We start from the raw sequence: 26,397 nt of genomic DNA, 5'->3' as shown, positions 1-26,397 counted from the left end.
GTTGGATAATACTTAGAGCAAAAAAACACCCAAAAGATAGAAATCCTTTGGGTGTCCTTGGTATCGGAATGAATTGTTATTAAATAAGTTCTTTCCGATAACGGTTGTCTAGAGGCATTATTTATACATGAATGCCCAGTAATAGTTACCGTCGCCATTGATGACTGCTGCTACCGCACCTTCTGTGGCATTTGGATCGAGCATTAATTCTCTCAATCCACTGTTATACCATTTCGTTGCGACTGTTGTTGCATTGTCTTCACGGCGAGCTACAAAACCTGTGCTATCGTACTGACGTGAAATAGTATGGGCTTTTGGTAAGGCACGTGAGTTATAGACATCATCTGACCAAGTCAATTCTTTTAAACCTTGTGCTTTTCGCAATTCGTTAATCTTAGCAAATGCTTCCTTCGCTTTATCTAACTCGATATAGTTTGTATTGTCTGTTGCTTCTACACGATAAACGAATTTCACATAGCCAAACTCAACATCTTTGTAGTTCTTGTCATCTACTCCACTCTTCAAGTTAGCGATTAAAACATAGTCTTTAGCCCATGGGTTTTCTTTAGATTGCTCAAAGAGTTCTGGGTCCTCGATTTCCCATTCTACTTTGGCATCCCAGCCAGCATTGTCAATAAATTTAGGATTCATTTTCTTAATGACATAGTCCTTAAATTCATCCACATTCTTAAATGGAAGAGCTTGACCTGCTTTAGCTGTTTCTACAAGATTTGTAGAATAGAGCTTCACGCTTGAGTCACGATCGCTATAGGCATATTCATCATCTTTAGCATCTTCATGGAATTTTGGATCGATTTCAGGATCTTTCGGATCTGTCATTCCATAAAGTTTCCATTTATCTCCATTCCATTTCCAATAAGCAGAGTAACCAGTTGCTTCCGTATCAGAAGGAACGTAGTAATAGTGAGTCGACCCGTCAAAGTAGTAGTTCTTATCTCGACGCAAAGCTGCTGATCCAGGTTTGCCAGGAGGATAGACTATCTTTGGTGCTCGTCCATTTGGAGCCCATGGAAGATGTTCTAATCCTTCTGCTGGTGTCTCAACGTATGGAGGAATTTGGTTTTCACTAGGCTGATCTGTTGATACCAAACCATCATTTCCAGGCACTTCAGGTTGCACCGGTTCTTCTGGTTTTGGTTCACTTGGATTTTCTGGGGTTGGTGCGAAAGGATCAAACTCTCCATCTGCTCCTACAAATGGAGGATTTTCTGGGAAGATCAAGTTGCCGTGATCTTCTGGTGTAGATGGTTCTGATGGATTAACTGGTTGATCCGGTTTATCGCTTGGATCTGGCTCTTCAGGTGTTGGAGTTGGATCCGGAGTCGGTGTTGGAACCGGATCAGGAGTATCAGGATTTTCCGTTGAATTCTTCACAAATACCCATTTGCCATTTTTATAGTAGTAATAATCCCCATTATCCAATACATAATAATGGTAGCCATTTTCATATACATAATGAGGGTCATTGGCAAGGTTATTAGTAGAGTTATTCCGATTAGTTAGAGGCTTCCACTCACCATTGCGGTAGATCCGGTAAGTTCCATCACTCATCCGATAATAATGATTGCCATTCCAATAAATGTAGTTTACATCATTTTCCAAGGAATAACCATAGTTCCAACCATTATAGCCATAATAATTATTCCAGCTAGGATAACCATAGTTATAGCCATAATAATAGTTCCAATTTGGATATCCATAGCCATAACTATAGGTCCATGAATTATAGCCATTATAACCGTTCCAATTATTGTAACCATAGTTATAATAGTTTGAACGATAAGAGGAGGTATTCCATCCTCTATTTTCTGCAGCTACTTTTGTTGCTATAAATGCCGGGACAATCATAGCTGTTGCTAAGATTGCTTGACTAACCACTCTATATTTTCTGTCCATTTAAATAATCTCCATTGGGAAAGTATAGGCGAAAGATACATCAACTATGTGCACATATTTCAAAAGTCATTCTACCTCCCTGTTTCTCAGTTCACAATATTTTTCTCCACTAGTTGTCAAGGCCTATTCAACTAGCAGAAAAAAATCTATTCGTTTACCAATTTCCTATCAAAGCAGGTCTGAACGACTTTTTACTCTTTGATCTCCTTTCATGCAGATTATAGCATGTGGGCTAAAACAAAGGCAAATAATTTGATATTCAATCTATTTTCAACCTCAAATCACCTTATGTTTAATTGACTATTTTATTTTACCGGACTTGAAACCCCTTGTTTGTTAAGGAGTTCACATAATCTATTCATCTGTAGAAAAATAGTTTCTTGAAGCGACCTCAAAGTTTTTCCCTCAACAGGGAAATAAAAAAATCACGACATAGCAACAAAAAAATACAAAAAGACTCAGAAATATATCTGAGTCTGAAATTCATTTTTTAATCTGTATCTGTTGAACTACTACTGCTAGAGGTTTCGGTATCCGATCGTTCTGAAGAAGAGGAACTAGATGTTTCTGAACTTGATGAGGCTTTTGTACTCGAAGAAGCTGTCACTTTAGGTTCATATACCGTTAAAACGATTCGTGTTCGGTTAATATCCACCGTACTTGAAACCTCTGGTGTTTGACTGACAATTTGACCGGCAGAAACAACTACCCCATCAGGGAGATGATCCGTCTTTCTTAATTCAATATTGGCTTCTTTAATTCCAAAGATATCAGTCAAATTGCTTCGAGCAAATTCATAGGTTGAACCAATATAGTTTGGCATCTCAATCGATGTTGTTTCCTTCGCCACTTTCAAAACAATCTTAGTCTTTGAATTCAGAGAATATTGTTCTCCGGCTGCTGGCGTTTGTTCAAGAACTGTCCCTGCAGCATAATCAAAGGTCTCAACTTCTTCAACGGTGATCATTTTGCTTGATACTTTATAAGTGTTTTTCAGATCCTTTTCAGCTGCTGCCCGTGTTTTACCCACGTAATTTGGCATTTCAAAGCTGCTTGGTCCTTTTGAAACGATCAAATCAATTCGACTTTGTTCTTTCTTTTGGGCCCCTGCATTTGGATTGGTTCGAATGACGTAGCCTTCTGCAACCGAATCACTGTACTCTTCTTTCTCTTCACCAACTTGAAGGTCTTGTCCCTCAATAACCGCTCTAGCTTCGGCAACGGTTTTGCCGGAAACATCAGGAACTGTTTTATTGGCTGGGCTCATATACAACAAGAAAGTAAAGGCAGCAAGAACTAGGGCAATGGCAACAAACAAGACCTTGTAGCGCGCCCGCAAGCGTCTTCTTGGCTTTTTACTTGGCGCCATTGTCTGCTGGTCAGATAATGGTCGATTCGGATCAACCGAACTGATTTCACTGCGTACTTCAGAGATTGGAACAGGAGCTGTCTTTGGAGTTGGACTCACTTTTGGAAGAGTCTTTGTATCAGCTTTCGCTTGGTCTTCAAAAACTAGTTTTTTCTCATTTCTTCTCTCATAGGACAAGCAACTTGAAAGATCCACATACATCTCAGCCACTGATTTATAGCGATCCGTCAGTTTTTTAGCTGTCGCCTTGATCACCACATTTTCTAAAGCTTGTGGAACATTCTTATTTTCTTCACGAATAGATGGGAGCGGCTTTTGAAAATGCTGCAAAGCGATTGTAACGGCGCTATCTCCATCATAAGGAATGTGTCCTGTCAACATTTCATAGAAAATGATCCCCATCGCGTAGATGTCACTTTGCACCGTAGCTTTTGAACCACGCGCCTGCTCAGGGGACAAATAATGAACCGACCCCAACATCGAGTTGGTCTGGGTCAAGCTAGTCTCTGCGAAGGCCACTGCAATCCCAAAGTCTGAAACTTTTGCTGTTCCATCTGGTGTCAAGAGGACATTCTGTGGTTTTAAATCTCTATGGATAATGCCACGCGTATGGGCAAGACGCATAGCTAGAAGGATCTGCCCCATCAAACGAACAGCTTCTTCATTTGATAAAGGAGCATTTTCTTTGATATAGCGTTTCAAGTCTAAACCTGCAACATATTCCATTGCAAGGTATTGTTGTCCTTCTTCTTCGCCAATGTCTGTAATCCGAACGATATTTGGATGGTCCAGCTCTGCCATCGCCTTTGCTTCACGCTGAAAACGCGCAACTGCAATGGGATCCGTCTGGTAATTCGTACGCAGTACCTTGACTGCAACTTCTTCCCCATCTAAAATCAAATCACGCGCAAGATAAACATCTGCCATCCCGCCGCGTCCAATTTGTTGGATGATTTTATATCGCCCGGCAAAAATTTTGCCGATTTGAATCATGCTGCGTCCTCCTCAGTAAAGTGGAGCAGTACAACAGTGATATTATCCAAGCCTCCAGCATTATTGGCAAAACGAATCAAGGTTTGAGCTTTTTCTTCCAGTGAAACATCACTCAAGACAATGTCTCTGATTTCATCTGGGCCAATCATATTGGTTAAACCGTCACTATTGATCAAAATATAATCATCTGCTTCAACCGTCCCCAAACCATAATCCGGCTCTAACTCATCTTTTTGACCAATGGACTGAGTGATGATATTACGTTGAGGATGATGGGCTGCTTCTTCCTCTGTAATTTGACCAGCTCGCAACAGTGCATTTACAAGAGAATGGTCACTGGTCAACTGCTGGTATTCGCCCTGACGAATGAGGCCAATCCGCGAATCCCCAACGTGGGCATAAATCACTTGTCCTTCTACAAAAGCCAAAGCTTCCAGTGTCGTTCCCATTCCTTTGTGCTCATCATCTTGCCCAGCTAAATGGATCCGACGGTTCACAGCTTCTAAATGTTCTGCAAACCATTCCCGTACTTGATTAACCGTCTCGATCTCAGAAGAAACCCAAGCCGCACCTAGGTCTGTGACTGCCATTTCACTAGCAATATTTCCGGCACGGTGTCCTCCCATACCATCAGCAAGTAAAACCATAGATTTTCCTGCCTTGTTTTTATATTGATTTGCATAGTCTTGGTTATTTGTCCGTCTTTGACCTACATCGGTTAAGATCGTCATATCCATACTGTCAGTTTCCTCCTGATATTATGAGATTCTCTTAAAACGACTGATAAAGAAGCCGTCGCTTCCATATAATTCGGGTGTAATAAGGATACAATCATTTTTAAGAATATCTTTTCTTTCGTGATCCAATGGGACTTGTTCGAAATTTGGATGGTTTTTCAAAAATTGGTCCACCACTTCAAAATTCTCTTTACCCATAATTGTACACGTACTGTACACTATTATACCACCTTTACGCACACTTTGACAAACACTATCCAGAATGGCCAATTGAATAGCTTGTAAAGATACAAAATCTGCACTCTCTTTATTGTACTTGATATCAGGCTTTCTCCGTATCAAACCAATCCCTGAACAAGGCGCATCCACCAAAATTTTATCGAAAGCATCAGGTCCAAATGTTTCAAAGACTTTTGTCGCATCTAACTTCTTTGTCAAAATTTTGTCCGCAACATGGAGCCGATTAGCATTTTCTTGAATCAATTTGAGCTTATGGTCATAGAGATCCAAGGCTGTGACTTTCCCAGTTGTGAGATAAGAAGCCAGGTGAGTCGTCTTTCCACCTGGCGCCGCACAGGCATCTAAAACCCACTCATCTCCTTGCAAATCCAAAGCCGGTGCCACCAATTGACTGGACTCGTCTTGAATAGTAATGCGCCCTTCTTTGAACAAGGAATGCGCTGCAAAATGTCCCTGTTCTTTCACGAGAGCGGACGGAGCAAGTAGAGAGGAGGTTGCTTCGAGTAGCTGAGCCAACTCTTCTTTTTCGTCTAGATCAATCACACGAATACTGGATTTATTACGCTGATAGAGACTCTTAAAAATAGCGCAAGCACGTTCCTCACCGTATTCTTCGATCAATGCTTTGACCAACCATACAGGTAGGGAATACTCTACCGAATAACGTTTGTTCTTTCGCTTGATCGTATCAATAGCTGGTAGCCCCTCGCGGAGGAGCTTTCTAAGAATAGCATTGACAAACTTCTCACTGCCTTCTTTTCGACGTTTTGCTATCCGAACAGCTTCATTGACGATGGCATGATCGGGAATGCGGTCTAAATAAACAAGTTGATACAAACTCATCATCAAAAGATAATAGAGCCAAGGATCCAATTTCGTCCGGTCTTCAATTACGTGGGCGAGATACCACTCGAGTGTTATCTTCCGTGCTACAGTACCGTATACAACTTCCGTAACAAAGCTTCTATCTTTATCTGAAAGTTGAGAGTGTTCTAGCGCTTGATTTAGTGCAATATTAGAATAAGCTCCCTGTTCAAAAACCTCTTCTAACACTCGAACGATCTGTTCACGCGCATTCATTTGTTTAATTTCCAAAGTGATCTCCTACTTTCAATTGACGGCCAGCGCCATTCAAAAAGTCTGTGATGGACATTTTTGGTTTTCCTGCCGGCTGCACAACTTTGAGGGACAATGCGCCTTCTCCTGCAGCGACCAGCAACTCTTTTTTGGTCAAAGCAATCACTTCTCCTGGATTTCCATTTCCTTCGCATAGCTCTGCTTCATAAACTTTAAAGCGTTGCCCATTTAATAACGTATGAGCGACCGGCCAAGGATTCATCCCTCGGATCTGATTAAAGACTTGGCGATTGGTTTTGGTCCAGTCCAAAACCTCTTCTTCCGGTAAAATATTCGGTGAAAATGTGACCAAACTTGGATCTTGTGGACTTGGCTTGATCTCCCCTGCCAGGTAAGCTGGCAAAGTATCTAGGAGTAAGTCACGTCCAAGGACTGCCAATTTTTCAAACAAAGTTCCCACATTGTCCTCATCTAAAATTGGGAGAGAACGAGCTGCAATCATGTCTCCGGCATCCATTTCCTTGACCATTTCCATAATTGTAACTCCAGCTTCTTCATCACCATTGATCAGGGCATAGTGAATGGGAGCTCCACCTCTATATTTAGGCAATAAAGACGCGTGGACATTCACCGCAAATTGGAAGTTCTCCAACAATTTTGTCGGTAAAAATTGTCCAAAAGCAGCGGTCACAATTCCATCTGCATCTAGGGATAAGAGAGTTTCCATTTCTGGACTACCCGATAATTTCTCCGGCTGAAGAACCGGTAGTTGATGTTCCAAAGCTACCTGCTTCACTGGGGTCATTCGAATCTCTTTTTTGCGACCTACTTTGCGGTCCGGTTGCGTCACAACTGCCAAAATTTCATAGCGCGAATCTGCTAACAATCCCTTTAAAACCGTCGCTGAAAAATCAGGCGTTCCCATAAAAATTAATTTTGTCATTTCTTTCTTCCTTACATAAAACTTTGAGGTTCATTATCAATACTGACACGGAGATCTTGGTTGCCTCTTTCTTGTGTAAATTCTAAGATTTGATTCAAGACCTGAGTCATGCCTTCTTCAAAACGATATTTCACAATGATTTGATAATGATACAAATTATGTGTGCGTGCAATTGGTTTAGGAGTTGGTCCTAAGATTTGGACCTGATCGGATAAGCCAGAACGGAGGATTTCCATAACCTGATGTGACTTCTCCATCACAATTTCCTCACTCTTATGGGATAGGGTTAACCCAACTGTGAAGTAATAAGGCGTATAGCCTAACTGCCGGCGAATTTGCATTTCATAGGCAAAAAAGCCTTCATAATCTTGGTCTTTGGCAAATCGAATCGCATAATGATTGGGGTTGTAGCTCTGAATGATAACCTCTCCTTCTTTCTCTGCTCGTCCGGCCCTTCCTGCCACCTGAGTCAAGAGTTGAAAGGTTCTCTCTGAGGATCGATAATCCGGTAAATTTAAAGAAGTATCCGCATTCAAGACACCCACTAACGTCACATTTGGAAAATCCAAGCCCTTCGCAATCATTTGCGTCCCTAATAAAATATCCGCTTCTCCATTCCCGAAAGCATCTAATATTGCTGCGTGGCTCCCTTTTTTTCGGGTAGTATCCACATCCATACGCAAAATTTTAGCCTCAGGAAAGATCTCTTGTAATTCATCATAGGCTTTTTGTGTTCCTGTCCCGTAATAACGAATGGAAGGACTTTGGCAATTTGGACAGTGTCGAGGAATCGCTTTGCTATAGCCACAATAATGACAGTTCATGGTTTTAGTATCCATGTGGAGGGTCAGTGAGATATCACAATTGGGACAAGTATCCACAGTTCCACACTCGCGACACATGACAAAGCTGGAATAACCACGGCGGTTCAACATCAAGACGACCTGCTCTTTTTTCTGCAAGCGATCAGCAATAGCTTCCACTAGAACCGGAGTGAAGTTACCAGCTTCATTTTGGCCAATATAATCACGGAAATCAACGACTTTAACTTCTGGAATTTTGGCTGCCGGATTGGCCCGTTGGGTGAGACGAATTAATTCATAAACCCCTTTTGTTGCACGAGCCCTCGATTCTAAACTTGGTGTAGCAGATCCAAGAAGCAAGACTGCTTGATTGTACTGAGCCCTTAGGACTGCGACTTCCCTTGCGTGGTAGCGTGGATTACTATCTTGTTTGTAGGAAGCCTCATGCTCCTCATCAATGATGATGGCTCCGATGTTTTTTAAAGGGGCAAAGATGGCTGAGCGCGCTCCAACGACTACCTTGGCCTCCCCACGTTCAACTTTTCGCCATTGATCATACTTCTCACCATTTGATAAGCCCGAGTGCAGAATAGCTACTTCCTGGCCAAAACGCGAGATAAAACGATCCGTCATCTGTGGCGTCAGGGAAATCTCAGGAACCAACATAATAGCCGTTTTCCCCTTATTTAGAACTTCTTGAATAATCTGCAGATAAACTTCTGTTTTCCCACTTCCAGTCACACCTTCTAGTAAAAAAGGTTTTGATGTTTTCCCAATTTGAGAAACTACTGTTTCGACAGCTTTTGCTTGCTCTGAATTTAAAAGCAGAGCCTGGGTCTGTTCTTTGCCTTCATAATATGCAGCCGCCCGATTCACTTCTCGTTCTGTAATTTCTAAAACACCCTGTTCGATAAAATAAGCCACCACTTCTCGTGAAAAATCCTGATACAATCCTGCTAAGGGTTGCTCCCCTTGCTCTAGTAACAGGCGCTCTTTCAATGCTAGCCTTTTTTTAGCTCTTCCTGATGGTTGAAGTTCTTTTAATCCTTCCTGGTTAACGCGATACCATTTTTCTGTTTTAATTTGTTTCCTATCCTTGGCCTTGTATTCAAGTACCAAATCTCCTTTTCTGACCAACCGCATCACTTGGGCTTGATCGGCCGCATCTAGAGAAGAAAAAGAAACTTCATTTTTTTCACCAAAAAGTTTCACTTTGAGAGTTGGATCTAAAGAAGGTTGAGGATACAAAATCTTATCATAACTCGAATTGAGGAGAGAAGGAAGCATGGTTTTTAAAATCGTGATCTTATAAGAAAAAACACTTTTTCGTAATTGATCTGCCAACCAGAACTGCTCTTGATTTAAGACCGGAGTGTAATCCAAGACCTCCACAATCGCTTTTAATTCCTCGCTTGTGTCTGCCTCTTCTAAAACATCTACCACAATCCCTTGAATGAGGCGATTCCCTTTACCAAAGGGGACATGAACTCGCATACCTGCCTCCACCATATCCTCAAATTCTAATGGAATCTGATAAGAATAGGGTTTATCTGTCTGCATCAATGGGACATCTACGATGACTTTTGCTATCACTTTTTCACCTCCAGCCTCTATCATATGAGCTTTACTTTATCACGGAACCCTTTAAATAGCAAAAAATAAGATTGAGAAGCCCCAACCTTAAATTTTTTCACCATCTTCTTTTTCTTTGGCAATTTGTTCCTTAATTTTGCGCTCTTCTTCTTCTTTGCGAATCCGCTCTGCTTCAATCCGACGACGAAGCGCTTCACGTTTTGCTTCTGGATCCGGGTGAACAACTACGTTTCCAGACTCGATTTCTTCAAGCGCTTGTAATGTTGATTTAACTGATTGGAATTCTTGAGTTGGTACTGCACCACTTTCCAATTCGTGGGCCCGTTTTGCCTCAAGAATGACCAATGAATATTTTGATGGTACTTTGTCAAGCAATGTATCAATAGAAGGTTTTAACATCATATTCCTATACCTAATTTCTAATTATTTATCTCTTCACAATAGTTTGTGTTTTTGGTAACATATCCAGATAATGGCCAATGACACGGTCTACACGGAAATGCTCTGCTTCGATCACACGTTTGACACGCTCAGCAGCAAGAGGAACTTCATCGTTCACAATGGCGTAGTCATATTCACGCATCATGGCGATTTCTTCTTTTGCTTTTTCAATCCGTTGCGCAATAACTTCTGCACTATCTGTCCCGCGACCCACTAATCGATCTTGCAATTCATCCAAATCAGGCGGAGTTAAGAAAATAAAAACTGCATCTGGAACTTTCTTCTTTACTTGAAGGGCACCCTGAACTTCAATTTCAAGGAATACATCGATTCCCTTGTCCAAGGTTTCATTCACATAGGTTAAAGGAGTCCCATAGTAATTTCCAACGTACTCAGCGTACTCCAACATTTGCCCTTGACGGATCAAATCTTCAAATTCTTCACGTGTACGGAAAAAATAGTCGACACCATCCACTTCACCTGGACGTTGTGCACGCGTCGTCATCGATACAGAATACTGAAACTGATTGTCCGAGTTTTCAAAAATTTCTCGTCTGACCGTTCCTTTTCCAACCCCCGAAGGGCCAGAAAATACGATTAATAAGCCACGATCCGCCATGATTTCTCCTTCAATGTCTTTCTATCTAGTGTAACAAAAATCGGCCTAATTTTCAACTGATTTTTTCATTCAAAAAGCTTGAGATGCTAGATCTCAAGCTTTTTGTTTATTTTGCGTAATCGACTGCACGCAATTCTCGAATAACGGTAACCTTAATGTTTCCAGGATATTCAAGATTGGACTCGATCTTCTCACGAATATCATGAGCCAAGATCGTCACTTTATCATCCTTGATTGCCTCAGGGCTAACCATAATACGGATTTCACGACCCGCTTGAAGGGCGAAACTTGTCTTAACTCCTTCAAAACTATTTGCAATTTCTTCAAGATCTTGCAAGCGTTTGATGTAGCTTTCAAGTGACTCACTTCGTGCTCCAGGCCGAGCTGCACTCAAGGCATCCGCTGCAGCGACAATGACTGCGATGACACTTTCTGGTTCCACGTCACCATGGTGACTGGCAATGGTATTGACCACCACTGGGTGTTCCTTGTACTTCCGTGCCAATTCAGTTCCAATCTCGACGTGACTTCCTTCCACTTCACGGTCAATTGCTTTACCGATATCATGTAAGAATCCTGCACGTCGTGCCAAAGTAGCATTTTCACCCAACTCGCTGGCAATAATACCAGAAAGTTTGGCAACTTCAATGGAGTGACGCAAAACGTTTTGACCATAAGAAGTACGGAATTGCAACCGTCCCATGATTTTCATCAAATCTGGATGGAGGTTTGGCGCACCAATTTCATAGGCAGCTGCCTCACCGTATTCACGAATACGATTGTCAATTTCCTGACGGTTCTTCTCAACCAGCTCTTCGATGCGGGCTGGATGGATCCGACCATCTTTGAGAAGGCTCTCCATTGTCATGCGGGCGATTTCACGACGAATCGGATCAAACCCTGACAAGGTCACCACTTCAGGCGTATCATCAATAATCACATCGACACCTGTCAAGCTCTCAAAGGTACGAATGTTGCGACCTTCACGACCGATAATCCGCCCCTTCATACTATCGTCCGGCAAATGAACGGTTGAGTTTGTTTGCTCAGCAACAAAATCACCCGCCATTCGCTGCATGGCTTGCACGAGAATGTCTTTTGCGATTTTATCAGAACGTTCTTTCACTTCCAATTCAGCATCACGAATCCGTGAGGCAATTTCTTTTGAAAGTTGCTCTTCCGTCTGACTCAAAATAATGTCACGCGCTTCTCCTTGACTTAGAGCAGCGACACGTTCCAGTTCTTCTACTTTCTTGTGTTCAAGCTCTTCCAGCTGTTGTTCACGCGCATCAATGTGTTTAGTTCTATCTGTAAGACTTTGCTCTTTGTGTTCAAGAGACTGTTCTTTGCTTGTTAAAATGTCGTCTTTACGATCAAGATTGCTAGCACGTTCTGCCAAACGGCTTTCTAATTGCTTCAATTCTTGTCGTTCTGACTTAAACTCAGCATCGACCTCTTCACGATATTTTCTGGCTTCTTCCTTTGCCTCCAAAAGTGCTTCTTTTTTAAGTGAACTTGACTCATGCTTCGCCTCTTTTAAAATCAAATCGGCTTCGCGTTCAGCCTGTCCACGTAAATTCGTTGCTTCTTGTTCAGCATTCAAAAGGGTGAGTTCCGCAGCTTCTTTTGAAGCTTTCATTTTAAGAGCAGTTCCCACATATCCAATGACTAAACCAATGACCGCGGCAAAAACACCTGTAATTACAAAATTCATGCTTTTACCCCAAATCTATTTAATTAGTTGAATTAAAAATTCTTTTACATTTTACCATAAATTACTAAAATTAACAATCTAAAAAAACAGGAAAAACCTTTTATATTTTTGCTTAACCCTTGTTCTTTTATCCACGTTTCTTTCATGGAACATCTGTGAGGAATTCATTTATTTCCACTTTGTTGAATCTGCTTTTTTATGCTATAATCAAGAAAAACAAAGAAGGATTTGAGTATGACAAAAGAAGTAATTGTTGAAAGTTTTGAATTGGACCACACAGCTGTAAAGGCTCCCTATGTACGCTTGATTGGTGAGGAAACTGGACCCAAAGGAGATATCATCTCTAACTTTGATATTCGCCTGGTGCAACCCAATGAAAATGCGATTCCAACGGCAGGGCTCCACACCATCGAGCACCTTCTTGCAATGCTTATTCGCAAACGCATCGATGGAATGATTGATTGTTCCCCATTTGGATGTCGCACCGGTTTTCATATGATCATGTGGGGACAGCATTCAAGTACGGAAATTGCTAAAGTGATTAAAGATTCTCTAGAAGAAATTGCTTCTATCAGCACTTGGGAGGATGTCCCAGGCACAACCATTGAGTCTTGCGGAAATTACAAGGATCACAGCCTCTTCTCAGCCAAAGAATGGTGTCGCTTGATTCTAGATCAAGGAATCTCGGACGATCCATTTGAACGTCATCTTGTTTAATACGAAAAAGAGGCTGGGACAAAAGTCCTAGCCTCTCAATTATTTTTGGATTGTCGAGCAAGACGCAGTGGTTGAGTGGGCTCTACTACGCTGATTTCATCAGCTTTTACAGCCCTACTCAACTGTGCGGAGGTGGGACGACGAAATCGAATTCCAACGAATTACCGATTTCTGTCCCACTCTCTTTTTTATTGTAATTTTTCCCAGAAAAGGGATGTCTGATCAAGCATTAATAATCCAGAGCATCTGAATGACCTTTTCCGTTTCCTACGAAATAACCAGTCTTGGCATTGATACTAAAGAGATAGGTTCCATCTGGTTTGAAGAGATTGTAATAGCCATTACCGTTAATGATATTGACACGCTCTAAAATGTATTGATTGCCAGTGATATGCCCACGTTTACGAGCAATATTCAATACTTTTTCAAGAATACCATCACCAAATACCCAAGCTGGGTTATTGACATCATTGATAGCTGCTTGGTTATATGGCACACGACTCAAGTTCCGCTGAAGCGGGACACCATCGCTTGGAAGACCGTACCCTGAATAGCCTGGACTTGTCGTTCCTGCACCACTTGTAGCAGCATTGACAGTTGGGGCCGTAGGCGTTGCTGCTTGAGCTGGGGCTGGAGTTGCATTAGAAGTATCTGTACCACCTGTTCCAGTCACTGGTGCCGGTGTCGCAACTTGTTGTGAACGTCCTTGCGCAACCGCCTCATTCAATAAGCTATCTAATTTTTCATTGCCTGTCTTTGTTTCTGCAAAGGTCGCATCACTTTTCGCTTTGGCAGTTGCATCAAGAACTCCATCTTTGATGACTGGAGAACTAAATTGAGAATTCACTTTTTGAATGGCAGAAACTTGCTTCACAAGGTCTTCATATTTTGTTTTAGCCGCATTATAATCACTGCTTCCTTCTAATTTGTCCAGCAGTTTCTTCAGATTTTCCAAGTCTCCGAATTTATCATTTTTAAGAGCACTTTTTGATTCATCTACAAAAAAGGCATCGTAGGCTTTGGTAAACTCTTCCAATTTTTGAGCTTGTGTTTCACTGCTACTTGATTTAGAAGTAGAAGATGACTTGCTAGATGAAGACGATACAACAGTTGTACCACCAGATTTTCCACGACTGTGCATCCAGTTATAGGTCACAAAAATGGCCGAACCGACAATCGCAAGACCTAATGCAGAGTATAGAACCGCTTTGATTCGTTTACCCGCATTGCTTGGTGTTTCCTCAGGAAGTTCCTCAGCTTCTACAATTGGTTCAGTTGGTGTGGGACCAAATTTAATCTTAGCAGGTAATTCAGTTGAGATAGCATCCATTTCAGGCCTTTGTTCCAAGACCGTTTCCGTCACTTCCGGCGCCTCCACTGCTTCAGCTACTTCAGCAACTGTTTCTGAAGCTGCCAACTCTTCAGCTTTAGCCAATTCTTCTTTGGCCAAAATTTTTGTATCGTATTTTTCAGCTTCAATTTCTGCTCGGTGTTGTTTGATGTATTTGTCTAAGACATTATCACCTTCCGTTACACCTGCTTCGATTTCTTCTGCCTTTCGATTGGCCTGCCCAATCGTCATCTCTTTAGCATCTTCAAAATCTAAAATTGATTCTGTTTCTTGCTCTAATGGCTTATTATCCTTCTCTGTCATAAAAATCCTTTCTATGCCTTTATCTGCCGTTTTACTCGTTCCCCAAAATATTGGTAGAGATCAACTTTTAGGGTTCCGTTATAAAGTTTTCGTTTTTTATCTGCTTTACTACCGAATTTAGATTCAAAACCTTCATCACTGGTTAAGATAAATTTACTCCAGGTTTTGAGAGGTGCAAATACGTGCCCCATTTCAGTATACAATTTCGTCACACCTTCATCATCAGATAATCGTTCTCCATATGGAGGGTTGGAGATAATCACCCCGTTGATCTTATCTGAGTGAAGATCTTGAACTCGCATTTGTTTAAAAGTAATGTCCCTGCTAACGCCCGCTTTCTGGGCATTTTCTTTGGCAATCTCAACCATCCGTGCATCGATATCAGTTCCCATAATATCCAATTCGATCTCGCGATTGATTTTTCTACTTGCTTCTTGACGGACTTCATGAATCAAGCGATCATCCATCCAGTTCCATTCTTCAAAAGAAAAGGTCCGACGTAAACCAGGTGCCATATTTCTCGCAATCATCGCCGCCTCAATACAAAACGTTCCAGAACCACATGTCGGGTCAATCAAGGGCTTATCTGGATACCAGTTTGACAGCATAAGAATTGCCGCTGCCATATTTTCCTTAATAGGGGCTCCCCCTTTTTCAGTCCGATAACCACGTTTGAAGAGGCTACTACCAGTGGTGTCAATCAAGACAGTGGCTTGATCTTTAAGGATCGATACTTCGATCTTGAACTCTGCCCCATTTTCCATGAGAGGAACACCTTCTGGCCGGGCATAATGTTTTTGTAACTTTTTAACCACTGCTTTTTTCGAAATGGCCTGAACGCTAGGTTCATTATGAAGTTTTGATTTGACACATTTAGCCTTAGAAATAGGAAAACGTGCTCCTAAAGGCAAATAATTTTCCCAATCCAAAGCAAAGACACCTTGAAAGAGTTCTTCGAAGGTTTTGGCTGGAAAAGTCCCAACCACAATTTTCACTCGATCAGCCGCTCGCAACCAGAGGTTGGTTTCTATGATTGCTCGACGGTCTCCTTGAAATCGAACCCGTCCATTTTCAACCTGGCAATCGTAGCCAAGATCGCGTAGTTCTCGACCAACAACAGCCTCTATACCAGCAGCGGCCGTTGCAATCAATTCAAATTGTTTTTTCATCTTATTCCTATCACTTTAAAAAAGGAGGTTGAGATCTCTCTCCACCTCATCAACCTATATGCAATTTTCTATAAGCCATGTTTTGTTCCAGAAATGACTAGGTACCATTTCCTTTGATAATCATCTGTCTACTGTTTCCAGTCAGAATGCTATGTTCGTTTCCACGCATTCCATGCCCCGACCAAAGTTTGGGTTGCTAGCTTGAGGGGTTTACCGCGTTCCACTTTTTAGGTTTCCCTAAAAACTACGTCACTGTGGCACTTTCAGAGTTACTAGAGCTTATCCTTAGACTTAGCTCCTTCACTCGCCGTAACTTGAATACCAAGTCCCTAGGCTTATGGATTCACCTAGCACAAACACTACAGGCATCACAGCCTGTGCTAGCATGGACTTTCCTCATGAGAATATTCTCTCACGCGATTATCCAAAAATTGCACAATCTATGGGATTAATAATCGCGATCTACGATCTGTTTCCCAAAAACTTCTTTTTCCAAACGATTGAGACGTTTGAGAATATCAAAGTTCGTCGCTGTTGTCACTTGCGGGTATTCTTGCGTAGCAGTGCTAGCAATCGGAGATGTTTGTGGTGTTTCCTGTGCTTTTTGGGCAAGTTCTTCACGAAGGCGTGCGTTTTCTTCACGCAATTCCTTCACCAAAGCAGCATAGGTTTCATAGTCTTTTATGACATCATCCAAAAATTCATTTACTTCATCTTTATTATAACCACGAACTTCTCGTTTGAAATCTTGATCAAAAATATCTTTCGCAGTAAAAATAATACTCGCCATTACTCTCTCCAATCTAGTTCATCATCTCAATTATATAAAAAAATGGTAAGAAAAATCAAGGTATAACACTTAGTTTTCGTAAAAATTTTCAGCAAGTTCATTTAAGTCATCAAAACTTAATTGTTTGACATAAAATGGTTCTTTTTCTACCATCATTTTGTAAAGATATTTTAAATTGGTTTCATTTTCTGGATCATAAAAAACATAAGCTCCATCCGCGTTATCTATCAAAAACTGATTGTATTCTTTTAGTTGACCCGGATTGCTATAGTGTGGATAGGCATATTTCACGAAATCCACCTGTTTGAAGCGTGCTAATAATTCCTGATTGCTTTCATTCCAATTTTCGCCAACATTCTCAAATAGGAAGATCGTCGCCATTTGAAAATCGTAATCTTTTTTTAATGCAAAGGCGACCTCTAGTACCCAAGCCTCAAATCCCAAATTACCAGAAAAGACCAGCCATTTCACTCCTTCTTCAAATAGACGACGAAGATCTCTTTCAATGGCTTTTTTGATAATGGTCAGTCGAGGGTCTTTATTGGAAAAGACTCCCACATCAAAACTCTTATAACCTGCAACAAGTATGGTATTCATTTTTTCCTCATTATTCTAATTTATGATATAATAGAGTGATGTAATTGTACCAATAAGGAGAACTATGGTCAACTATCCACATAAAGTAGCCAAAAAAACCTTGGTCTCTACACAAAGGAAACATCCAGTCGACTTTGCGAATCGTGGGATGACATTTGAAAAAATGATCAATGAAAGTAATCAATACTATCTTTCTCGAGGTCTGGCAGTCATCCATAAAAAACCAACACCGATTCAAATCGTGAAAGTAGATTATCCACGTCGCAGTCGGGCAAAGATTGTCGAAGCCTATTTCAGGCAAGCCTCAACGACAGACTATTCTGGAGTATACAAGGGACGCTATATCGATTTTGAAGCTAAGGAAACACAGCAAAAGCAATCCATGCCGATGAAAAATTTTCATCAACATCAGATCGATCATATGGAGGCGGTTGTCCAGCAAGGCGGTATCTGTTTCGTTCTCTTGCATTTTGCAAAGTTGAGTGAAACCTACTTACTACCTGCTCCTGCATTAATTCACTATTACAACATCGATCATGGTAGTAAATCCATGCCCCTCTCCTATATTCAGGAGCACGGCTTTCTAGTAGATGAGAATCGACTTCCGAGCGTTCCTTATCTTGATATTATCGAACAGAAACTTCTAGGCGGTATTTAAATGAATAAACAAACAGTCATTCAATGGTTGAAATATGTTGCGATCGCAGCCATTTCATTTTTCTTACTTTTATTTGTCCTTGGTGGACTGATATTTAGTTACTATGCTATGAAAGCACCAACCTTGTCTGAAAAAGATTTGGTTGCAACAACATCTAGTAAGATCTATGACAACCAAAATAACTTGATCGCAGATTTGGGGGCTGAGAAACGAATCAATGTCACAGCCAATGAAATCCCTACTGATTTGGTCAATGCTATCGTTGCGATTGAAGACCACCGTTTCTTCAATCACCGTGGGGTCGACATCATTCGGATCGGCGGTTCCTTCCTTCACAACTTACGAGGAGGAAGTCAAGGTGGGTCAACCTTGACGCAACAATTGATCAAATTAACCTATTTCTCCACTTCGGCCTCTGACCGTACCCTCTCTCGTAAGATCCAAGAAGCTTGGTTAGCAACCCAATTGGAAAAGAAAGCAACCAAACAAGAAATCTTGACCTATTACGTCAATAAAGTATTTATGGCGAATGGGAACTACGGAATGCAGACAGCTGCGAAAAGTTATTACGGAAAAGATCTAAAAGATCTTTCACTCCCTCAATTGGCACTCCTTGCAGGGATGCCCCAAGCACCAAACCAATACGATCCATACTCCCATCCTGAAGCAGCGCAACAACGCCGAAACTTAGTATTAAAAGAAATGCTCGATATGAAGACCATTTCCAACAAACAATACGAAGCAGCGGTCAATACACCTGTTACAGATGGTCTGCAAAGTCTCAGTTCTTCAAGCAGTTACCCAGCCTATATGGATAATTACCTGAAAGAAGTGATCGAGCAGGTCGAAGAAGAAACGGGCTACAATTTGCTTACAACTGGGATGGATGTCTATACTAACGTTGACACCGAAGCGCAAAAGAAATTGTGGGACATCTACAATACAGATGAATATGTCAACTATCCAGATGATGAATTGCAAGTAGCTTCAACAGTTATCGATGTTAATACTGGTAAAGTCATTGCTCAGCTGGGTTCTCGTCACCAATCCAGCAATGTTTCCTTTGGTACAAACCAAGCGGTTGAAACGAACCGTGACTGGGGTTCAACAATGAAACCAATCACAGATTACGCACCAGCTCTTGAACATGAGGAATATACCTCTACAGCAGCTACTACAACAGATGCGCCATACAACTTCCCTCATTCATCAACGCCTGTCTACAACTGGGACCGTTCATACTATGGTAGCATGTCCATTACCTACGCAATTCAACAATCTCGTAACGTGCCTGCGGTGAAGGCCCTGGAAAAAGTTGGTCTTAAACAAGCTAAGAAATTCCTCAATGGATTAGGGATCGATTACCCAGAAATGGTTTACGCCAACGCTATCTCGAGTAACACTAGCGATTCTAGCAACAAATACGGAGCCAGCAGTGAGAAAATGGCAGCTGCCTATGCTGCTTTTGCCAATGGCGGTACCTATTACAAACCATCCTATGTTAGTCGGGTTGTCTTTAGTGATGGCACAACCAAGGAATTTGAGTCCGAAGGAACTCGTGCAATGAAAGCAACAACTGCCTACATGATGACAGATATGATGAAGACAGTTCTCTTGTCTGGTACCGGTACAAATGCTGCCATTTCGGGAATCTACCAAGCTGGTAAGACAGGTACATCAAACTATGCTGATAACGAAATCGGTAAATTGACAAAAAATGCTTATTCAAATATTGTAACACCGGATGAATTGTTTGTAGGCTACACTCCTGAATATGCCATGGCAGTATGGACAGGTTATTCCAATCGCTTTACACCAGTATTGGATAATGGAATACAGGTCGCAACGGATGTCTACCGTCAAATGATGCTCTATCTTGCTAATAATAATAACTCTGGTCATACGGATTGGACGCAACCAAGTGGACTGTATCGAAGTGGTTCTTATCTCTACTTAAACAATGGTAAGAACAACTACAATAACTACTACTATGAGCCAAGTTATTCCACTGATCAGTATTCGTATGAAGAACCATCGTCTAGCTCTTCGAACGAAGAAAATCAATCTAAACCATCTGAGCCTTCTTCGCAAGACTCTAACAATCATAACGAATAATAGAATGGAGAAGTCGGGCTTTTGCCCGGCTTTTTTTAAAACAATGGTTAAAAAACCAGAACGAATAAAATCTGATTTATTTAGTTAGACTTCCCAGCTTTTTTATTTTTGAGTATATAAAAAAAAAAGAGCCTTTCGGCTCTTATTAGAATGTAGACAAACTATTTTAAAGCAAAATAAGTTAAGTGATTCTGCAAAAAACAAAATTGAGTTCCAATATTTAAATCGATTTAAGAAAATACTGAAACTTTCCGCTGTGAGAAAAGTGCTTGAAACGTTATTGTTTCAGGCACTCGGAATTATTGAGACCTTAGACTCAATAATTAGTCATGGAACTTTAAAGAAGTTCGCTGACGTCCGTACTCACCTAAGGAAAGTTTTTAAGATATTTTGTCTTCAATCTGAAAAGAGCCTTTCGGCTCTTTTCTATATCATTATTTTGCTAAAGCTCCCATTGGATCCCACGGTGCTAGGACAATTGGTTCTGCTTCATAGGCTGCTAATTCGTCTGCTGTTAGGAATTCTTTACGAACCACGATTTGATAGGTATATTCATCCATCCAAGCATCAGAAGCCACAAAGTAACCATCTGTACCGACCTTGTCTCCCCATGAATTTTCAACCTTCCATTTACGAGGCTGACCTGCTTCGTCTAAATCAACCCCTGTCAAGACCATAGCGTGTGTCATGAGACTTTCTGCATAGTCCAAGCGACCCGCCTTGTCTTGTGTCAAATGAATGTCCATGCCTGCTTCAAAATCGTAGACATCTGTTGCCAGGATTCCGGCTTTACGGTTGCTGACTTGGCCTACATCTGAACCAAACCAGACAGTTTCTCCTGCTTTCATTTGAGCAATAGCTAATTCTTTCAATCGATCCATTGGAACATTTAGGTAGCGGACTGGACGGCTACCAACCACATTGCCCAGCATATCTACGGTGTAAGATTTTCCATATGGCTTATCTGTAGTTGGGGCATTGATAATGGAGACGTAATCGTCTAATTGAAGGTCTACATATTTTTTGTAGAAGCTTTGTGGAGTTAAGCCACTTTCGGTATGGAATTGGTTGTCCTTATCACGGTATGAAAAGTCAAATTCACGCGGAGGCAATCCTAAAGACATAGCCAAGAAGTTAAAGATTTCTTGCAACAACGCTTGTTTCTTGCTCGCAACTGCCTCACTATCTGCGCCTGAGTGAATCAAGTCACGCAAGATTTGCGCATCTTGACGCAAGAGTTTATTGAGGTAGGTGTTCAATTCCCGGCTATTACTTGAAGAAATCGATTCCGGATAAACTGATTTTGGAACCACTCCGTATTTCTCAAAGAGGGATACCACCATATCCCATTGACCACCATCTTGTTGTGGGGTTTGTAGGAGAAAAGCCACCTTACGGCTGGTCAATTCTTGATCTGCTGTAGCAATCACTTGCTCCAAAAACCAGTTTGATTTTTCATACTTATCCCAAAAGAAAGTATGTGCTTGAGACAATTCAAAATCCTCCAATTGGAAGCTTGAAATCATCTTGTGACGGAAGGTATTTAAAGCCGCAAACATCCAACAACGTCCAGATGCTTTTTGGTTTGTCACCTTATCCTTGGTCAAATCAAGTGAAAAAACTGGTGTATTTTCTACTGCACTCTTGCGCGTTTCAAGCGATGCATGGATCCCATTGTGGGTAACAGCATTTTCAAGAGCCGCATATTTCACATTTGCTTCATAATTAGCATAGAGCTGGTCTGTAAATTCTTTCGTTAATTCTGACATAGCAATCTCCTTTTTTCGTTATTTACTATTATAATCCTTTGAGCAGAATCTTCAAGTAAAAATCACCCTATAGAGAGGGATTCTGTATAGAATAGATGATTTTATCCCCACAATATCCTTTGCGTTGAATGGCATGAGGGATGGTTTCTACATACTGCATTCCTGTCTTTTCCATGACTTTCCCTGAAGCAGGATTTAAACTGACATAAGTGGCTTTGATTTCTTTAAATCCGACTTCGTTCAATAAGAAAGCCAAAACAGCTATGACGGCTTCTGTCATGAATCCCTGCCCCCAGAATTTCTTGCCAAGGATATAACCTAGCTCGCATGATTGACTTTCCGGGTCCTGAGAAACCACACTAATATCTCCAATTACCTGATCCGGTGATGTTTTCAAACAAATCGCCCATTTATAAGTATCTGATTTACGATACTGTTCGATCCATCTTTTGATCGATTCTCTAGTTCTCTCAGAAGATGCATGGGCATCCCAGGTGACATATTTCAGGGTTTCAGGATCAGAAGCCCAATTTTCAAACATCGCTGATGCATCCTCCAAAACGAAAGGCCTCATGTATAAACGCTCCGTCTCTATGACAAGACTTCCAAGATGCTTCATAGATTGTCTCCCTTCATTTTTTCATGCAACTTGAACTTTGCAAGTTGGTTACTTTAATCTAGAAGAAAAGGACGGATGAAACCGCCCTTCTTTTTAATGCTTTTCACAATATTGTATGGTGAGACTACGAAATAGAACTCTACGAGTTACCGATTTCTACCTCGTTCTCCTATTTTAAGACTCGGGCTAAAAAGGTCCACTGGACCTTTTTACTCCCAAAAATGATCAAATACTGTGATTGGCAAGTGGCGTTTGTGTTGGCCTTTGTACCACCATTTTTCAATAGTGGCTTGAGCTTCTGGACTCACTTGTTTGCCTTCTAGGTAATCATCAATTTCATTATAGGTGACACCCAGTGCTACTTCATCTGCTATTCCTGGTTTTTCTTCTTCCAAATCTGCTGTTGGGATTTTCTCATAAAGAGCAGGATCGGCTCCTAAGGCCTTAAGCAATTGTTTTCCTTGGCGTTTATTCAAACGGAAAAGGGGCAAAATATCTGCACCACCATCTCCAAACTTTGTAAAGAAGCCAGTAATATTTTCTGCAGCATGATCCGTCCCAATCACCGCTCCGCTACGTGCTCCAGCTAGAGCATATTGAGCAATCATACGACTGCGAGCCTTAATATTGCCTTTGTTAAAATCAGAAACCTCTGTTCCAGTCGCCTCTACTGCTCGTACCATTTCGTCAGCAGACTCCTTGATATTCACAACCAGGCTAACATCCGGCTGGATAAAGGCCAAAGCTTTTTGTGCATCTGCTTCATCTGCCTGTACCCCATAAGGAAGACGAACGGCAATAAATTGATAGGAGGCATCTCCTGTTTCTGCGCGCATTTCTTCCATGGCTAATTGAGCTAATCGTCCAGCAAGCGTTGAATCTTGTCCTCCTGAGATCCCTAATACAAATGTTTTCAAGAAGGGATGTTTTTTTAGATATCTTTTTAAGAAATCAACCGAGCGGCGAATCTCTTCCTGAGGATCAATGCTAGACTTGACACCCAATTGTTGGATAATCTCTTCTTGCAAACTCATTTTGCTTCTCCTTCTCCATTGGCCTTGTTACGCATTTCCTCGATCAGATCCATCTTATCCTGCCAAATATCTTTGGCCAAGTCAACTGGGTAATGCTGTGGATTGAGGACGCGCTTGTATTCATCCCATAATTGATCGTAATTTTTACGAGCATATTCTTGAATTTCTGATAATGTTGGCAGTTGATAAACCAATTGACCCTCTTTAAAAATATCCACTAAAAGAGGAATGGCCTCAAAGTTTTGGACCGTTTTATTGATGTAGGTATAAGTCGGATGGAACATTTTAAGTTCAGTCAGTTGTGAAACATCTACTCCATCATAAGTGATGTAGTCCCCTTCTGATTTACCTTTTTCACGGCTGGTAATCCGCCAGACTTGCTTTTTACCTGGAGTAGAAACTTTCTCCGCATTATTGGAAAGCTTGATGGTATTGATCATCTCTCCTGCTTCGTTTTCAACAGAGACAATTTTGTATACCGCTCCAAGCGCTGGTTGATCGTAAGCTGTAATTAACTTGGTTCCTACACCCCAAACATCAATTTTTGCTTTTTGCATTTTTAAGTTGAGGATGGTATTTTCATCCAAGTCATTAGAAGCGTAGATTTTAGCATTTGTAAAACCAGCCTCATCTAATTGCTGGCGAACCTTTTTAGAAATATAAGCAATATCTCCTGAGTCAATCCGGACGCCTAGGAAATTGATTTTATCTCCCATTTCACGCGCTACCTGAATAGCTGCAGGGACTCCAATACGAAGCGTATCATAGGTATCGACGAGGAAGACACAATCTTTATGGGTTTCCGCATAAGCCTTAAAGGCCTGGTAGTCATTTCCATAAACCTGTACAAGAGAATGGGCATGAGTTCCTAAAACTGGGATTCCAAAGAGTTTTCCTGCACGAACATTACTAGTTCCATTGGCACCTCCGATGACTGCTGCACGAGTTCCCCAAATGGCAGCATCCATTTCTTGCGCACGACGTGTTCCAAATTCCATCAAAGGCTCATCTTCAATGACTGAACGAATACGAGCAGCTTTTGTTGCTATCAAGGTTTGAAAGTTGACGATATTCAAAAGGGCTGTTTCCACCAATTGACACTGAGCCAGAGGACCCTCTACCTGAACAATTGGTTCATTGGCAAAGACTAAATCTCCTTCTTGAGCAGAACGTACCGTCAATTCCAACTTGAGATCACGAAGATATTCCAAGAAGGCCCCATGATAACCAAGTGACTCTAAATAGGCAATATCGCTCTCAGAAAAACTCAAGTTTTCCAAGTATTTCACAATTCTTTCTAAACCAGCAAATACTGCGTAGCCGTTTTTAAAAGGCTGTTGACGAAAATAGACTTCAAATACGGCATGTTTATTGTGGATACCTTGATCAAAATAGACTTGCATCATGTTGATTTGGTATAAATCAGTATGCAAGGTTAAACTGTCATCCGGATACATATGAATACCTCTTTTTTATAGATTTGTTCTATGAATTCCTACCATAAAATTAGTACCATTATAGCACATTTCAGCTCTATTGAATACTGAAAGGAAAGCATGAAAAAAATCTGAGACAGGAAGCTCAGATTTTTTTGGATTAAAAGTTTTCTGTGATATATTTATAAACTTCTTGGCCAGCAATCGCACCGTCTCCGACGGCTGTCGTCACTTGACGTAGATCTTTTTGACGAACATCGCCAACTGCAAAAACACCTGGGACTGTGGTTCTCATATGATCATCCGTGATCACCCAGCCATTTTCATCTAAAATACCAAGTTCTGTCGCAAAATCACTGACAGGATCTAAACCAACATAGATAAAGACACCACCGAAGGCTTGCTCTCTAACCTCTCCTGTCTTCACATCTTTTAAAAGGACAGACGTTACTTTTTGTTCACCCTTAATTTCTTCAACAACCGTATTCCAAGCAAAGTGAATTTTATCATTGGCAAAGGCACGATCTTGAAGAACTTTTTGGGCACGCAATTGATCACGACGATGGGCAATGGTCACTGTTTTTGCAAACTGAGTCAAAAAGACAGCTTCTTCTACCGCAGAATCGCCACCACCAACGACTAGAAGATCCTCATCTCTAAAGAAAGCTCCATCACAAACAGCACAGTAGGAAACCCCTCTACTATTCAGCTCTTCTTCACCAAGGACATTCAATGAACGGTGGTTAGACCCTGTGGCAATCACAACGGTTTTAGCTTCAAATTCCCCATCATCTGTGACAATCTTTTTGGTTGCTCCGTGGTCTTCGATGCGCTCTACCTGACCAAACAAATGTTCCACACCAAGATTTTCTAAAGGCTCAAACATTTTTTCAGCCAAGTCTGGGCCACTAATATTCGCATAGCCAGGATAGTTTTCAATGTCAGACGTATTGTTCATTTGACCGCCTGGAATTCCTCTCTCAATCAATGCGACTTTTAAATTGCTTCGTGCTGCATAAAGGGCAGCAGTCATCCCTGCAGGACCTGCTCCAATAATCACTGTATCAAACATACTCAACCTCTTTCTGTTTCGTTGTAACCATTATAATTCTATCACGGCCTTTTTGCAATTATCGTGCTTGAAAGATAAACAAAATCCCTATGACCGCAAAGGTTAAAATAGGAATCGTCATGATATCAATTAAGAGGATATCATACAAATGGGCTTGACGTTGCTTGGCTGTTTTATCTTTCTTCTTAAGGGCACGGTAGCCAATCCAAATACAAGAAGCGATCCCAACTAAAATCGTTGTCGTCACTAAACTTTGTAAATATAAGGACAATAATTTATTTAACATCACGACTCCAAATATTTTTACATTTTCAGAAAACA

The 26,397-nt window shown here is 41.2% G+C and carries 22 protein-coding genes and 1 other RNA gene; 3 read left to right on the top strand and 20 right to left on the bottom strand.

Features of this window, described 5'->3' with window-relative positions; genetic code table 11:
• Positions 1–117: 117 nt before the first annotated feature.
• The 9 genes from RIN70_RS02795 to RIN70_RS02755 all read right to left on the bottom strand — a co-directional run bounded on the left by RIN70_RS02795 (position 118) and on the right by RIN70_RS02755 (position 12,446).
• Positions 118–1,917 carry a CAP domain-containing protein gene (locus tag RIN70_RS02795; protein WP_195623711.1) on the bottom strand — a complete coding sequence of 600 codons (1,800 nt, stop codon included), beginning with the start codon at positions 1,915–1,917 and terminating at the stop codon, positions 118–120.
• A 490-nt stretch (positions 1,918–2,407) separates the two neighbouring features.
• Positions 2,408–4,279 (bottom strand): Stk1 family PASTA domain-containing Ser/Thr kinase, encoded by a 1,872-nt coding sequence (gene pknB, locus RIN70_RS02790; RefSeq protein WP_129824774.1) that lies wholly within the window; start codon positions 4,277–4,279, stop codon positions 2,408–2,410.
• A complete protein-coding gene (locus RIN70_RS02785) occupies positions 4,276–5,016 on the bottom strand; it encodes a Stp1/IreP family PP2C-type Ser/Thr phosphatase (protein WP_195623712.1) in 741 nt (246 codons plus the stop codon). Before RIN70_RS02785 ends, pknB begins: the two co-directional genes overlap by 4 nt.
• Before the next feature lie 21 nt (positions 5,017–5,037).
• On the bottom strand, positions 5,038–6,351 hold the full coding sequence (rsmB, locus tag RIN70_RS02780; RefSeq protein ID WP_049516133.1) for a 16S rRNA (cytosine(967)-C(5))-methyltransferase RsmB: 1,314 nt from the start codon (positions 6,349–6,351) through the stop codon (positions 5,038–5,040).
• Positions 6,341–7,276 (bottom strand): methionyl-tRNA formyltransferase, encoded by a 936-nt coding sequence (gene fmt / locus RIN70_RS02775; RefSeq protein WP_070448998.1) that lies wholly within the window; start codon positions 7,274–7,276, stop codon positions 6,341–6,343. Before fmt ends, rsmB begins: the two co-directional genes overlap by 11 nt.
• 11 nt (positions 7,277–7,287) lie before the next feature.
• The gene (locus RIN70_RS02770) at positions 7,288–9,696 is read right to left on the bottom strand and encodes a primosomal protein N' (RefSeq protein ID WP_049474468.1); all 2,409 of its coding nucleotides are present in this window, start codon (positions 9,694–9,696) and stop codon (positions 7,288–7,290) included.
• 63 nt (positions 9,697–9,759) lie between these two features.
• A complete protein-coding gene (gene rpoZ, locus RIN70_RS02765) occupies positions 9,760–10,074 on the bottom strand; it encodes a DNA-directed RNA polymerase subunit omega (protein WP_003010339.1) in 315 nt (104 codons plus the stop codon).
• A gap of 25 nt (positions 10,075–10,099) precedes the next feature.
• A complete protein-coding gene (gene gmk, locus RIN70_RS02760; RefSeq protein WP_003003905.1) occupies positions 10,100–10,732 on the bottom strand; it encodes a guanylate kinase in 633 nt (210 codons plus the stop codon).
• A gap of 106 nt (positions 10,733–10,838) precedes the next feature.
• Entirely contained in the window at positions 10,839–12,446 is a 1,608-nt protein-coding gene (locus RIN70_RS02755) for a ribonuclease Y (RefSeq protein ID WP_049492366.1), read from the bottom strand.
• Positions 12,447–12,680: 234 nt separating this feature from the next.
• Here RIN70_RS02755 and RIN70_RS02750 point away from each other — a divergent pair, with 234 nt between their 5' ends.
• Positions 12,681–13,163: an S-ribosylhomocysteine lyase gene (locus RIN70_RS02750; protein ID WP_009732333.1), complete on the top strand. Its 483-nt coding sequence runs from the start codon at positions 12,681–12,683 to the stop codon at positions 13,161–13,163.
• Positions 13,164–13,392: 229 nt separating this feature from the next.
• Here RIN70_RS02750 and RIN70_RS02745 read toward each other — a convergent pair whose 3' ends face one another.
• From RIN70_RS02745 to RIN70_RS02725, 5 genes are all read right to left on the bottom strand, one after another.
• A complete protein-coding gene (locus RIN70_RS02745) occupies positions 13,393–14,817 on the bottom strand; it encodes a cell division site-positioning protein MapZ family protein (RefSeq protein WP_195623620.1) in 1,425 nt (474 codons plus the stop codon).
• 11 nt (positions 14,818–14,828) lie between these two features.
• The gene (locus tag RIN70_RS02740; protein WP_031575297.1) at positions 14,829–15,986 is read right to left on the bottom strand and encodes a THUMP domain-containing class I SAM-dependent RNA methyltransferase; all 1,158 of its coding nucleotides are present in this window, start codon (positions 15,984–15,986) and stop codon (positions 14,829–14,831) included.
• A 66-nt stretch (positions 15,987–16,052) separates the two neighbouring features.
• Positions 16,053–16,418, bottom strand: an RNA gene (rnpB, locus tag RIN70_RS02735) — RNase P RNA component class B.
• Between the two features lie 16 nt (positions 16,419–16,434).
• Positions 16,435–16,776: a cell division regulator GpsB gene (gene gpsB, locus RIN70_RS02730; RefSeq protein WP_049496141.1), complete on the bottom strand. Its 342-nt coding sequence runs from the start codon at positions 16,774–16,776 to the stop codon at positions 16,435–16,437.
• A 69-nt stretch (positions 16,777–16,845) separates the two neighbouring features.
• The gene (locus RIN70_RS02725) at positions 16,846–17,373 is read right to left on the bottom strand and encodes an SLOG family protein (RefSeq protein WP_023920293.1); all 528 of its coding nucleotides are present in this window, start codon (positions 17,371–17,373) and stop codon (positions 16,846–16,848) included.
• A gap of 64 nt (positions 17,374–17,437) precedes the next feature.
• On the opposite strand from RIN70_RS02725, the gene recU reads away from it, so the two are divergent.
• Both recU and pbp1a read left to right on the top strand, forming a co-directional pair.
• Entirely contained in the window at positions 17,438–18,031 is a 594-nt protein-coding gene (gene recU / locus RIN70_RS02720; RefSeq protein ID WP_118398428.1) for a Holliday junction resolvase RecU, read from the top strand.
• A complete protein-coding gene (pbp1a, locus tag RIN70_RS02715; protein ID WP_195623619.1) occupies positions 18,032–20,146 on the top strand; it encodes a penicillin-binding protein PBP1A in 2,115 nt (704 codons plus the stop codon).
• A 434-nt stretch (positions 20,147–20,580) separates the two neighbouring features.
• Here pbp1a and pepC read toward each other — a convergent pair whose 3' ends face one another.
• From pepC to RIN70_RS02685, 6 genes are all read right to left on the bottom strand, one after another.
• On the bottom strand, positions 20,581–21,915 hold the full coding sequence (gene pepC, locus RIN70_RS02710) for an aminopeptidase C (protein ID WP_009732326.1): 1,335 nt from the start codon (positions 21,913–21,915) through the stop codon (positions 20,581–20,583).
• A gap of 67 nt (positions 21,916–21,982) precedes the next feature.
• Positions 21,983–22,534 (bottom strand): GNAT family N-acetyltransferase, encoded by a 552-nt coding sequence (locus RIN70_RS02705; protein WP_049490969.1) that lies wholly within the window; start codon positions 22,532–22,534, stop codon positions 21,983–21,985.
• 209 nt (positions 22,535–22,743) lie between these two features.
• Complete coding sequence (gene nadE, locus RIN70_RS02700; protein WP_313790662.1) at positions 22,744–23,568, bottom strand: NAD(+) synthase; 825 nt, start codon at positions 23,566–23,568, stop codon at positions 22,744–22,746.
• Positions 23,565–25,025, bottom strand: coding sequence for a nicotinate phosphoribosyltransferase (locus tag RIN70_RS02695; protein WP_313790661.1), 1,461 nt, complete (start codon positions 25,023–25,025; stop codon positions 23,565–23,567). The genes nadE and RIN70_RS02695 overlap by 4 nt, the downstream gene beginning before the upstream one ends.
• Positions 25,026–25,164: 139 nt before the next feature.
• Positions 25,165–26,076, bottom strand: coding sequence for a thioredoxin-disulfide reductase (gene trxB, locus RIN70_RS02690; RefSeq protein WP_195623618.1), 912 nt, complete (start codon positions 26,074–26,076; stop codon positions 25,165–25,167).
• Between the two features lie 58 nt (positions 26,077–26,134).
• Complete coding sequence (locus tag RIN70_RS02685; protein WP_003003995.1) at positions 26,135–26,362, bottom strand: DUF4059 family protein; 228 nt, start codon at positions 26,360–26,362, stop codon at positions 26,135–26,137.
• Positions 26,363–26,397 lie beyond the last annotated feature (35 nt).

It is taken from the genome of Streptococcus parasanguinis (assembly GCF_032163505.1).
GTDB classification, from domain to species: Bacteria; Bacillota; Bacilli; order Lactobacillales; family Streptococcaceae; genus Streptococcus; species Streptococcus parasanguinis_V.
The sequence above is the reverse complement of the archived record's forward strand: the minus strand, read 5'-3'. Positions and strand labels throughout refer to the sequence as shown.